The organism is Dyadobacter soli, assembly GCF_900101885.1.
GTDB classification, from domain to species: domain Bacteria; phylum Bacteroidota; class Bacteroidia; order Cytophagales; family Spirosomataceae; genus Dyadobacter; species Dyadobacter soli.
Window position 1 is genome coordinate 24,186 of sequence record NZ_FNAN01000007.1, and the last position, 12,054, is coordinate 36,239.

Sequence of the window (12,054 nt, forward strand, 5' to 3'; positions counted from 1 at the left end):
TTAATGGCGCCTAACCTTTACATTAGCTAACCGAATCCGCAACATCATGACAGACAAAAACCACTCATCCGCACCCGTTTCCATTGCCGTCCTGCCCTTTCTGAACCTGAGCGGCGACCCCGAAGAAGAGTATTTCAGCGACGGCGTCACCGAGGAGATTATCAATGTATTGAGCCGCGTGCCCGGTTTGCAGGTCGCGGGCCGGACGTCGTCTTTTACTTTCAAAGGCAAAAATCATGACCCGCAATGGATCGGTGCGCAGCTGCAAGTAGGCCATATCCTCGAAGGCAACCTGCAAACTACCGGCGAGCAGCTGCACATTACTGCAAGGCTGCTGAAAGCCAACGGTTCCCAAATCTGGTCGGAGCGGTACGACAGGACGTTGGAAGATATATTCGATGTGCAGGAAGAGCTTGCGCAGGCTATCCTGGATGCGGTTAAAATCGAGTTGCTGGGTGAAGAACCGGCGATCGCGTTCAAGCGCTATACTAATTATAAGGAAGCCTACCAGCTATACCTCCGGGCGCGGTTTTACCACAACAAATTCGGTGGCAGCGACGACTACCAGAAGGCTATCGGGTATTTCCGGGCAGCACTGGAAACCGATCCTTCCTATGCGATCGCCTATTCCGGCATTGCGTCCTGCTACCTCAATATGTGGTTTTACAGGCATTTACCCGCCGAAACGGCATTGCCCTTGCTGAAAGAAGCTACCGGGCAGGCGCTTGCACTGGATAGCGCCATCGCCGAAAGCTACCTTGCGCTCGCACGCATGCAAATGCTCTACGAATGGGATTTCGCCGCAGCCTCGGACTCCTTCCGCAAAGCATTGGAGCTGAACTGGAACACGGCCGACCTTCACGGTCAATATGCATTATATCTCGCGCTTACCGACCGCCCCACCGAAGCCGAGGCAGAAGCGGCCCACGCCCTGGCGCTGGAACCGTTTTCGCTGATCAACAACTTCTACGCGGCCTACGTGTACTGGATCTCGGCCCGGTTCGACCTGGCCGTTGAGCAGGGACGCAAGCTGGTGGCGCTGGACCCGTCGTTCTGGGGCGGTTACATGATCACCGGCCTGAACCTCATCACATTAAAAGATTACCCCAATGCACAGGACGCGCTCGAAACGGCATTGGAGATCAACTATAACGGCATAACGCTGAGCGCCTGCGGGGTGCTCTTCGGCTTGTCGGGAGAAACGGAGAGTGCGCGGGATATCCTGACGCAGATGGCGTCACTAGGTAAAACGAGCGTCGTAGCGAACTACGACCTAGGCATTGTCAACGCTTCGATCGGGGAGGCAGATACCGCCGTAATGTATTTCCAGGCGGCGATCGAGCGGCACGAACCGCCGATGCTGTTCTTCAAGTACATCCTCAGAGACTGGCTTTCCGACCGTTTACACGAGAAAAGCTACCGAGAACTGGTTCATATGCATCAATAATGTTACAAATAATATATTTCCGTTACAACTTCGAAATTTTATCCTACCTTTGATACCTAACAAAAAAGAAAGTCTAAGTTATGAATAAGGGTAGGGTTAAGTTTTTCAATGAAACGAAAGGTTTCGGTTTCATTACTCCGGAAGAAGGCGGAGATGACATTTTTGTACACACATCAGGTCTGAAAGACAATGTTCGTGAGAATGACCTTGTAACTTACGACGTTGAAAACGGCCGGAAAGGACTGAACGCCGTCAACGTTACGCTGGCATAACTGTCAAACTACGCTAGAACGAGATCCTCCTTCGCGGGAGGATTTTTTTTGTTCTAACAACTTTACACCGACACTCATCCATTATGGCATTTATAGACATTGTTCTTCGTCCGCCTTCCTATGGATGGCAAGATGAACACGGAAATCTGGTCAAGCCGCGCCCAGGTCAGATTTTTGCTGAATTCTTTAAACGGCTGAACATCGTTCAGGACAGAAAGAACTGGCTTTCGCTGATGAGTTGGGTGAAAGTGCTCTGCATGGTGCCGTTTCTGGCACTTTTTATTTTCAAATTCTTCAATCTCTGGTTGCTGCTGGCGGCATTCGTGTACAGCATGTTCATCATGGGCACGCATGGCACCATCTGGCACCACCGCTATTGCACACACGGCGCATACAAGTTTAAAAATCATTTCTGGCGCGTTTTTACACAAAACCTCACGGTGTGTATGATTCCGGAGGAGATATATGTGGTCTCGCACCATGTACATCACGCCAAATCCGACCGCCCCGGCGATCCCTATAATGCCGAAGCAGGGTTTCTCTATTGCTTCCTGGCCGATGTGAACCACCAGCCGATCGCGGCAGATCTCAGCGAACAGCAGTACAATCGCGTAAAGTCGCTCATGCGGCACACCGGTGTGATCGCAAATTCCTACCAGCAATACCTCACCTGGGGCTCGTACCAGCACCCGGCAAGGGCAGTGCTTTACTGGCTGCTCAACTGGTCGTTCTGGTATGCGGTGTTCTTCCTGCTAGGCGGCCATGCGCTGGCATGTACGTTGTTTGGCGCTGCCGGTTTCTGGGCGGTTGGCGTGCGTACCTTTAATTATGAAGGGCATGGCAAAGGCCAGGACAAGCAACGGCCGGGCACCGATTTCAATCAGAACGACAAGTCGATCAATCAGCTCTGGCCGGGCATTGTAGCCGGCGAGTGGCACAACAACCACCACCTTTTCCCTAAAAGTGCCCGCAGCGGCTTCAAGCCTTACCAGATAGATCTGGCCTGGTATTATATCAAATTCCTGAACAAGCTAGGCGCAATATCCAGCTACCACGACTCCAAAAAGCAGTTTTACAAACAATACGAATCGCCGTACCAGGAGGCAAAGCAGAATCCAGAAAAGCGGACGAAATTCACAGAAGCCTGACGAGGCAAGCTGTTTCGATAGATTATCCGGTATTGTACCTTTACAGTACCGATGGTGAACGCATTTGTCAAATGGCTCCTGGCTGCTCTCCTCCTCCTGCCGCTGCTTCCTTCCCGCGCGCAGCAGGGAAGCATGGCTGTTGCCAACAAAAAAATCAAACTCCAAAGCATTTCCATTGACGACGGCCTGTCTCAGGGCTACGTAAGCCGGGTGTTGCAGGACAAAACCGGCTACCTGTGGATTGCCACCGCCGACGGCCTCAACCGTTACGATGGTTACGAGTTCGTGGTGTACAGGAACAGTCCCGACAATCACTCTATCGCGTCCAATTACGTCAAAAAAATGTGTCTGGACCGTGCGGGTAGGCTCTGGATAACCTTTGCCCAAGGCGGCCTCGACCTGTTCGACCGCGATTCGGGGACGTTCATTCACGTGATCCCGATCGGCAGCAGGCCCATTACCACCGATCCCGATGGCTTTTCCTTCCTGGGGCAGTACCGCAATGGCGTGGCTTTCATTCGGAACCGGCAGCTTTTCGGGGTAAGTTTAGAGCCGGTCATTAACGGTGCAAAAAAAGGGAAACCTGCGTCTGCCAGCACCAGAATACAGCCCTTATCTGCTGCGAAAAACTCGGCCAAACCGACGTGGGGCATTATGCCGGACATTTACACTTCCGCTAATGGGCAAACCTGGCTACTCGATGTAAACTCTTCGCTTTACCAGCTCCGTATCGACACCACAGCCAACCGGTACCAATTCGTGGAGCATAGCCTGCCGGTCGCATTGGTTCCTGCGAATACGCCCAAAGTATGCCGCCATTTTTTCGCCGTCGACGAGTTCAGAGGGCTGATTTACTTCCAGCAATACAACAATTTATACAAACTCGACCCGAAGACAGGCGATACCGATTTGCTAATGCAGCACACGGGTTTCTGGACTTTCCTGTTCAGCGCGGTCGACCAAAACGGAAATATATGGTTCGCCAACTACGGCAAGCTTTACTTCCTCGATACAGCGGCCCGAAAGGGTTGGTTTGTCGAAAGCGCCGACCGGGACATCGAAAAGAAGAATGTGTCTACCGACGGGGCCTGTTACCTGGACAATACGGGGAATATCTGGGTTAGTACACTGGGTTACGGCCTCACGAAGATCAATTTGCGGAATGCGAGCTTTCACCACGTCAAAAGGGAGCGCGCGATCAATTTTTCGAGTAAAAAAATCTATACAAGCGTCCGGGGCGACCTCCGCGTTACGCCGTGGGAAGGTGAAGATTGCCTTTTTGATACCATTCAGAAAAAACTGGTGCCGGGAGAAATGCAATTCACCGATAAAGGGCCGATGAAGAATGGCCGGCTTATTCCGCTTTACCCGTTTACGCCGGGGTCCACCAAAATCCCCGCCGACATACTACAACACGGCAACTATCACCTTCGGCCAATGCACAACAGCTACATTTGCCTCATCGAACCCGACCGGAACTTCGCAACCGTTCTTTACAAGGAAGCACAGACCGTGTACGAGTGCCCGTACCTGCTCGCTCCCGGGCATAAGGTGTGGTTTGTGGCGGAAAACAAATCATTGCATTCGCTCGATCTTGCGTCCGGGCGCTACGTGCACATGCCCCTGCCCACGCAAGCGGGACTGGCGCGCGAGACCATCGCCCGCGACAGAAACGGCGACATCTGGCTGGCGGTGGAAAACGGTATCGCTGTTTATCAAGCAGCTACCGGGAAGTGGCGAACGTATTTGCATCACCAACAAGGAGGATTGCAGCCCGGCAGCATCCTTTGCTTTTTCTTCGCCACCGACGACCCGGAGCATGCCTGGATCGGGTTTGAAGGAAAAGGATTTTGTAAAATGAATATCAAAACCGGTGCCTGCCGGTATTGTACCACGGAAAATGGGCTGCCGAACAATGTGGTGTACGGCATTATGCAGGACAAATCGGGCAGCTTGTGGATGAGTACCAACAGCGGGCTCTCTTCCTACAACATTCGGAGCAACCAGTTCCGCAACTACACGTTTGAAGACGGCTTGCAAAGCAATGAGTTCAACCGGTATTGTTTTGCACAGTCGCCTGCGGGAGCCATGTTGTTTGGAGGGGTGAATGGCGTCAACTACTTCAAAGCCGCCGAAATTACGTCCAGGAAAACGGATACGCGCGTGTGGCTGACCGATATGTTTGTGAATAACAAGACCATTGGGCCTTCGGCCGGCGCACCCGTCGCGCGGGATCAGGAACTGGATCTGGCCTACAACCAGAACATGATCGCATTCCGCTTCGCATTGTCGGACCTGACCAACCCGAAGCAGAACCAGTTTACCTGCAAGCTGGAAGGGATTGACGAGGAATGGTCGCGGATGAGTACGGAGCATAATGCCGTGTACACCTACCTCCCGCCCGGTGACTACACTTTCAGGGTGAAGGGCTTCAACCGCGACGGCGTCGGCGCGGGTAATGAGATCCGCTTCCCGTTCAGCATTGCAACGCCCTGGTGGCAAACGTGGTGGTTCCGCACGTGGCTCGTGCTGGTTGTCGGCGCGACGATGTATGCGCTGTACCGTTACCGGCTCAACCAGGTATTGCGCTTGCAGGCTATGCGCAACCGTATCAGCGCGGATATGCACGACGAGATCGGGAGTACGCTCAGCAGTATCAGCTTTTACAGCCAGGCATTACTCATGCAAAACCCGGACGATGCCCAGCGGAGCGTTCTGGAAAAGATCAAGTCCAATGCGCAGGACGTGCAGGATGGGCTGAGCGATATTGTGTGGAGCGTGAAAGCGGATATGGATAGTTTTGAAAGCCTGCTCATCCGGATGCAGCGGGTAGGTAATGAGTTGTTTGAGCCTAAAAACATCCGCTTCCATTTCGACGCCGACCCGAAACTGAAACACCTGAATATCGATATGATGACCCGCAAAAACTGCTATCTCATATTCAAGGAGGCGCTGCACAATGCGGCCAAGTACGCGCAATGCCGCAATGTGTGGATCGACATTCAAACAAGCCGGCAGCAAGTAGTGATGACGATCAGGGACGATGGCCGGGGCTTTGATACCACTACCCAAAGCAATGGCAACGGCCTGGGCAACATGCAGCAACGTGCCGCTTCCATTAAAGGCGACCTGCGTATCCTGTCCAGCCCGGGCAATGGAACCGAACTCACGCTTTCCATCAAAACACCGGCACAGTAGCAAATATTTGCTATTCACTTTCCCGTACGGGTAACTTACATTTGTCCATGACCAACCGGATCGTAATTTTCGATGACAACGAGGAGCGCCTGAAAAGCGTGGAAATGCTGCTGAACCTGTCTCCCGATTTTGAATGTGCGGGCACATTCAAAAATTGCAACAAGCTCCTGGAAGACATCGCGCGGTGCGCCCCTCACCTCATATTGATGGATATCGATATGCCCGGCATGAACGGCATCGAGGCTACGCGCCTTATCCGCAAGAACCTTGACCTGCTGCCGGTCATTATCCAGACGATTTTTGAAGAAAACGAAAAGATTTTCGACAGCCTCCGAGCCGGTGCCAATGGTTACCTGCTCAAAAAGACGCCACCCGAGAAGTTCCTGGAAAGCCTCCGCGAAGCCCTCGACGGCGGCGCACCCATGACAGGCAGCATTGCCAGCAAAGTCCTCCTCTATTTTTCAGCCGAACAGCAAGCTACGAAAGAGTACCATCTGACCGAGCGGGAGAAGCTGATCCTCGGCCTGCTCGTGAAAGGTTACAGCTACAAAATGATCGCCAACGAATGCAAAATCGCATTCAATACGGTGAACAACCATATCCGCAATATCTACGACAAATTGTACGTCAACAGCGCCACGGAAGCCGTGAGCCTGGCTATTAAGGAGCGGCTGGTTTGAGGTAAAGCTACCCGCCACTCACATAACTCCGGATATCAAACACATTGAAACCCAGTATGACAGGATTGCCCGGCTCGGATTTAAACCGGATCGACAGCGTTCCCGGGCCGGTACTAATGCTGTTGGAAAGCGCCGGCGAGGTTATGGGGCAGTAAATTGGCCAGTCGCCCATCGCGGCGAGGCCTTTGATTACGGCCAGTTCGGCCAGGTTGAAATCGGCGTCGGAAGTGAGGGTAAGGGTAATGCTGTCGGCGGCGAGCACGGAACCAATGGCGTGGGTAAGGCTTCCGGTATCCCCGAAAAACTTCTGCCAGTCGGCGCTATCGATCCACGGCGGGGTCGACTTCGATGCCCAGGCCTGGTGCAGCAGCGCGGAACTGTACCATTCGCCCGGCGTAAGGGTAATGTTCGCAAAATGATCGAACTGGGCAGAAACGGTGACCTTGCTTGCTGCAAATTTTCTGCTGATGTTAAATGCGGCAGCGCTGCCTGTCCATATTCCAAAATAGTTAGGATCGTCGCCCGGCGCCCAGGAATCCGACACATCCGGGTCATCTCGGTTCGAGTCGAAGGAAAAACTGGTTCCGGGAGAAGCACGAAGAATGCTTTTCAAATCTGAAAATGAGGGACTGAAAGACGCCGGTTTGGCATTCGGGCCTTCATAGGGTTCCAAAACGGCCTGCGCGCTGCTGATCAGCAACTGTACCGAAAGGTCGGAGCGGCCGATATTCGCGACCGAAGGCGCATTGACAATCGCCCATTGGAACCAGACCGACGGCAATTCATTCGCGGGTGGCGGGGGCGTCACGGTGCGGAGGTACGCCTCCCATTGCACATATGTTTCTCTGCCGATATCCTCGATGAAGGTGCTCTCGGGAAACGACAACCCGTTTACCACCGCGGCATACTGGCCGAAAAACGTAGGCTGCTGGTAAATCCAGCAGTTGTATTTGAGCGTCACCGGCGGGACTACATCTATACAATCCCAAAGGCTCTGGTCACTCACCGGCACCGCCGCGGGTTGCAGCAGCTGAAAATGCCGTGTCGACAGGTTCAGGCAGGACGCCAACTGATTGTACCACCCGTCGGTCACGGCGGTCATCGCTTCGGTAGGAGTTTCGTAAATCGTTGTCATTTTGCTTCCTGAAATATGGTTTCAATGCGTTCCTGTCAACTTGAAGAAGGAAGACCGGCATTACCCGGCCTTCCCGATACAATATTAAACCGTAGCGAGGCTATCAGCCACGAAAGCTCTGGCCGATTCGAAAAGCGAAATACCCAGGCTTGAAGAGTGGCCTACGAATTCCCCTGCCGACAATACGTTCACACCCAGCACAACAGGTACGCCCGGAATGCTGCTGGTAGTGATGGTCATATGGCCTTCCTGGTTAAATTCAACGCGGTTGGTTGACGAGCTGCCGCTATCGCCCGAGTAGAATGGCCAGAAACCCGACGAACCGCTGGAAGTGATCGTCTGCTGATCCAGCGACGAATACTTTGAATCCGAAGTAACGGTGATGGACATCCCCGACGCCACGATCACGTTTGCGCCGAAGTACTGCATGTTGCCATTCGGCCCGAACGTATTGTTCCAGTTAATGGACGACTTGTCGCTCCACGGGTTACCGGTCTGGTTGGCGAATGCCAGGCCCATCGCGGAAGAATAATACCATGCGCCCGGCGTATTGGCCAGTACCAGAACGTGTTCAAAACTGGCTTCGACGGTGATATTGCTGGAAGCAAACTGCTCGCTAAGCGACGAGCTGGAACTGCTGCCGCCCCACAAGCCGAAAAAGCCCGATTTGGAGCTGCCCGCCCAGGAGCTGCTTACGTTTTTGTTCATCGTACCGCTGTTGAAATTGAACGAGCGTGAAGGGGAGCTGGCCAGTTGGGTTACCAGGTCGGCATAGTTGAGCTGCCAGTCAAATGCCACAGGCAGGCCCTTTTCGGTGGTGTACACCAATGCGAGCTCGTTCTGGGCAGTGGCGATTGGGTCGAGCAGAATGGCTGCATAGTCGGAAGAGCCGATATTGGCTACCTCCGGCGCATTGAACATCGCCCAGTTTCTGAACATGGTCGGCATCTGGTTCATGGTTACGCCGGGCTGTGTCCGTACGTACGCATGCCATTCGGCATAGTTTTCCGCGCCGATGTCCGCTTTCACATCGATCTGCCGTGTAGGCGTCAGCGCCGAAAGCAAGCCTCTGTAATTGTTATAGAACTGGTTACCACCGCTGGCAACAAACTGCGCCGTCAGGGTTTTGGGAGGGATATTGTTGTAGTAAGCCCAGAACGTCGGGTTTGCAGCAGTACCGCTTGCGATCGGCGGCGCCGGCTGAATGATCTGAAAAGAATCCTGGCTTTGGCCCAATCCCTGGATCAAACCATTGTACCAACCGTTTTGTAGGTCTAGAAAATCGCTCATTTTTGACGTATGAATAATCCCCTGTTGTCAGACGTGCAGGATTCGTCCCCGTAATAATGCCTTTACAGGTAAGCCCGTTTTTTCAAGTGGTAGCTGATCTCCACCGTACAAAAGCTTTTGTTCGACAAAGTTGAGTAGAAATAATTCTTCAAAAACGACTACAAACACGTGTTTTGGAAAACAGGTGTTTACACTTGGGGGAAGGGGAAATGGAGGAGAGGAGGAAAGGAGGAAGGGAGGAGGATGGGATTCGTTATGCGATTTCTATTGTGGCTAGGAGCCAGTCTTTGATGAGGGTTGAAAGGGCGGGTTCGGCGGCTGTTATAGCGGCCATATCTTTGAAAGTAGCGATCGCCCGGTCGTTTTCTTTCCACACCAGCAGGCCGGAAGCATCCTGTACGAGCCTTTCTTTGGGCTGCTCCTTCACTTTTGCGCCACGGTGGAAAATAAGTTGTACTTGTTTGGGAGGCTGAATTTTCATCGTGATCCGGTCCTGCGAACCTGCCGAATAGTTGGGCCCGTTCCATTTAATGTTCTCTTCCAGCATTTCGCTTGCCTGCAAAATAATATGGCGCAATGCCTCTATTTCCTGCCGCAGCGGATGGTTCAGGTCATCGAGAAAGCGGGTAACGTCTTCGTTCATGGTTATTTGGTAAAAGGTTGATATCCGTTTAAGGCAACACATGCATGCTTTTACCCAATCGGCTGAAAAAACCGTACCGTGTTGCCATCCGCATCCGTGATGTAAAACTCCCTCCTGCCCCAGGTCTGGTCCACCGGCCCCTGATGCACCGGCGATCCGGCTTTCAGCGACGTATCCAGCCCACGCTCCTTATACTTTTTAAATAATGCATCCACATTTTCCACCCAGAAATAAACCACCGACCCGAACAGGTTTTCGCTCTCCGACGTGGTGAGCTGCATATTCGACCCGTTGCGACCCAGGTCCACCACCGGCGAATCTGCATGATCATTCGGATCGGTCATTTCGAAGTCGAGTACCTCAGTATAATGCCGGATGGCGTCGGCCATATTAGAGACTTTGAATAGCGGGACGATCATAGCAGTTTAAGTTTTTTTGAAAATCACTTTGGCTATATTATATTTTACATTATATTTAATTAAATTATATATAGTCATGAAACGATTGCGACTTGCTATACTCTTTTCCGTGCTCGCATGCTGCGCCTGCACGATCGCCCACGCTCAGAAGCGCAAACCCGAATTGCCCATGGACACGATCACGTCGGAAGTCATCGTGCAGGATTTGCTGTACCGCCATCCGCCGGACACCGAAGGCCGGTCGGAAGAGGAAGTCTTCGGAGGCGTTGAACCACAGCCCGAATATCCAGGCGGGACTCATGCAATGTACAAATTTATCTCTGCCAACCTTCGCATGCCTGCAAAGGCCCGCAAGGCCGGTGTTTCGGGAAGGGTTTTTACAAGTTTTAAAGTTGAAGTGACCGGTGAGATCACGAACGTCACCGTTTTGAAAGGGCTCGGATTTGGCTGCGACGAGGAAGCTGTGCGTTTGGTAAAATCAATGCCCAAATGGAAACCGGGCAAACAAAATGGCCAGTTTGTGAAAGGCAGATACACATTGCCGATCTTTTTCGAACCAAAATAAACAGCCGGAGGCCTGCATTCCGCAAACCTCCGGCCGTCATTCAAATCAGCATTCCCCTCTTACAACGCAACCGTCTTCGTAGAAATACCGATCCGGTTCAGGAAGTTGATATGCGAAATGCAGATCATAATGTCGGCGATTTCGGCGGTCGTGAAATGCGCTTTCACATGCTCGTAGGTTTCATCTGCGACGCCGTCGATCGAAATGTGCGTCATTTCCTCGGTCAGTTGCAGGACGTTCCTTTCAGTCTCCGTGAAGAGCGGGCTTTCCTTCCAGGCCGCGAGCGCGAATATGCGGCGGGTGGTCTCCCCGATTTGCAGCGCTTCGGTGGTGTGGTAATCGATACAATAAGCACATTTATTGATCTGCGATGCGCGGATCTTGATGAGTTCGATGAGGGTACGTGGAATGGACGAGGCGTAAATCCGTTTTTCGATGGCGGACATATGCGTCCAGTAAGAGGGTTCTTCTTTCCAGACGTCCAGGCGGTGTTTCACAACTTTTTGCATGATTGACAATGTTTTGTTTGGGTAATACAAAATTCGCCAGGCATGCGGAGGAACTTCTTAAACTGGTTTAAGAAGCGAATTTCTTCCTGATTTCACTCAAATATTCAGGGGTAAAGCCGAGGAACGAAGCCATCAGATACTGCGGGACCCTTTGCAGGAAAGCAGGATACTTTCTGCTGAAATCCTGGTACAAGTCCTCTTTCGAGAGCTCGTACGTCATGCGTACCCGCATTTGCGCGGCGGCATATGCGCGCTGGAACACGAGGTGGAAATATTCGTTGAGCTCGGGCATCGCCGCCAGCATCTCGCGTTGCTGCGAAGCCGAGATCGCCAGCACTTCCGTAGCCTCGATGGCGCGGATCGAGAATTTTGCGATACTGCCATCCTGGAAGGCCATAAAATCGCTGGCCCACCAGTTTTCCATCGCGAAGTCGATGGTTTGCTCCACGCCATTCTGCCGGAGGTAAAACAAATGCACGCAGCCTTTCACGATAAAAAACTTCTCGTGGCAACGCTGCCCTTCTTGCAGCAACAATTCCTTTTTCTTAAACCGTCTCGCCTCGAAGAAGTCGCCGATCGAATGCAGTTTCTCCGGTTTTATCGAAGAATTTTTAACAATATGGGCAATGAGTTGCTGCATGGAAATGCTTGCGTTTTTGTGCGGGAGCAAAATTACGGTATTTGGGCTTAGGGCAAATCGGCAGGCAAAAAATATGCGTTTTCGTGCACACGCCGTAAATCATGAGGG

At 52.4% G+C, this 12,054-nt stretch carries 12 protein-coding genes; 6 read left to right on the forward strand and 6 right to left on the reverse strand.

Annotated features, from left to right (window positions below; genetic code table 11):
- Window positions 1-46 precede the first annotated feature (46 nt).
- The 5 genes from BLQ88_RS12285 to BLQ88_RS12305 all read left to right on the forward strand — a co-directional run bounded on the left by BLQ88_RS12285 (window position 47) and on the right by BLQ88_RS12305 (window position 6,745).
- Window positions 47-1,447 carry an AraC family transcriptional regulator gene (locus BLQ88_RS12285; RefSeq protein WP_090149881.1) on the forward strand — a complete coding sequence of 467 codons (1,401 nt, stop codon included), beginning with the start codon at window positions 47-49 and terminating at the stop codon, window positions 1,445-1,447.
- A gap of 80 nt (window positions 1,448-1,527) precedes the next feature.
- Complete coding sequence (locus BLQ88_RS12290; protein ID WP_090149885.1) at window positions 1,528-1,719, forward strand: cold-shock protein; 192 nt, start codon at window positions 1,528-1,530, stop codon at window positions 1,717-1,719.
- 83 nt (window positions 1,720-1,802) lie between these two features.
- Window positions 1,803-2,867, forward strand: coding sequence for a fatty acid desaturase (locus BLQ88_RS12295; protein ID WP_090149888.1), 1,065 nt, complete (start codon window positions 1,803-1,805; stop codon window positions 2,865-2,867).
- 51 nt (window positions 2,868-2,918) lie between these two features.
- On the forward strand, window positions 2,919-6,065 hold the full coding sequence (locus tag BLQ88_RS12300) for a sensor histidine kinase (RefSeq protein ID WP_090149891.1): 3,147 nt from the start codon (window positions 2,919-2,921) through the stop codon (window positions 6,063-6,065).
- 47 nt (window positions 6,066-6,112) lie between these two features.
- On the forward strand, window positions 6,113-6,745 hold the full coding sequence (locus BLQ88_RS12305; protein WP_090149894.1) for a response regulator: 633 nt from the start codon (window positions 6,113-6,115) through the stop codon (window positions 6,743-6,745).
- 7 nt (window positions 6,746-6,752) lie between these two features.
- On the opposite strand, the gene BLQ88_RS12310 is transcribed toward BLQ88_RS12305, so the two are convergent.
- The 4 genes from BLQ88_RS12310 to BLQ88_RS12325 form a co-directional block, all read right to left on the reverse strand.
- Window positions 6,753-7,880 (reverse strand): hypothetical protein, encoded by a 1,128-nt coding sequence (locus tag BLQ88_RS12310; RefSeq protein WP_090149897.1) that lies wholly within the window; start codon window positions 7,878-7,880, stop codon window positions 6,753-6,755.
- Between the two features lie 84 nt (window positions 7,881-7,964).
- Window positions 7,965-9,170, reverse strand: a complete 1,206-nt coding sequence (locus BLQ88_RS12315; protein ID WP_090149900.1) for a hypothetical protein — start codon at window positions 9,168-9,170, stop codon at window positions 7,965-7,967.
- A 253-nt stretch (window positions 9,171-9,423) separates the two neighbouring features.
- On the reverse strand, window positions 9,424-9,813 hold the full coding sequence (locus BLQ88_RS12320) for a DUF1801 domain-containing protein (RefSeq protein WP_090149903.1): 390 nt from the start codon (window positions 9,811-9,813) through the stop codon (window positions 9,424-9,426).
- Between the two features lie 50 nt (window positions 9,814-9,863).
- Window positions 9,864-10,232 carry a VOC family protein gene (locus BLQ88_RS12325; RefSeq protein ID WP_090149906.1) on the reverse strand — a complete coding sequence of 123 codons (369 nt, stop codon included), beginning with the start codon at window positions 10,230-10,232 and terminating at the stop codon, window positions 9,864-9,866.
- Between the two features lie 76 nt (window positions 10,233-10,308).
- Here BLQ88_RS12325 and BLQ88_RS12330 point away from each other — a divergent pair, with 76 nt between their 5' ends.
- Window positions 10,309-10,797, forward strand: a complete 489-nt coding sequence (locus BLQ88_RS12330) for an energy transducer TonB (RefSeq protein WP_090149909.1) — start codon at window positions 10,309-10,311, stop codon at window positions 10,795-10,797.
- A 59-nt stretch (window positions 10,798-10,856) separates the two neighbouring features.
- Here BLQ88_RS12330 and BLQ88_RS12335 read toward each other — a convergent pair whose 3' ends face one another.
- Complete coding sequence (locus BLQ88_RS12335; protein WP_090149911.1) at window positions 10,857-11,306, reverse strand: carboxymuconolactone decarboxylase family protein; 450 nt, start codon at window positions 11,304-11,306, stop codon at window positions 10,857-10,859.
- 67 nt (window positions 11,307-11,373) lie between these two features.
- Window positions 11,374-11,946, reverse strand: coding sequence for a Crp/Fnr family transcriptional regulator (locus BLQ88_RS12340; protein ID WP_143016832.1), 573 nt, complete (start codon window positions 11,944-11,946; stop codon window positions 11,374-11,376).
- Window positions 11,947-12,054 lie beyond the last annotated feature (108 nt).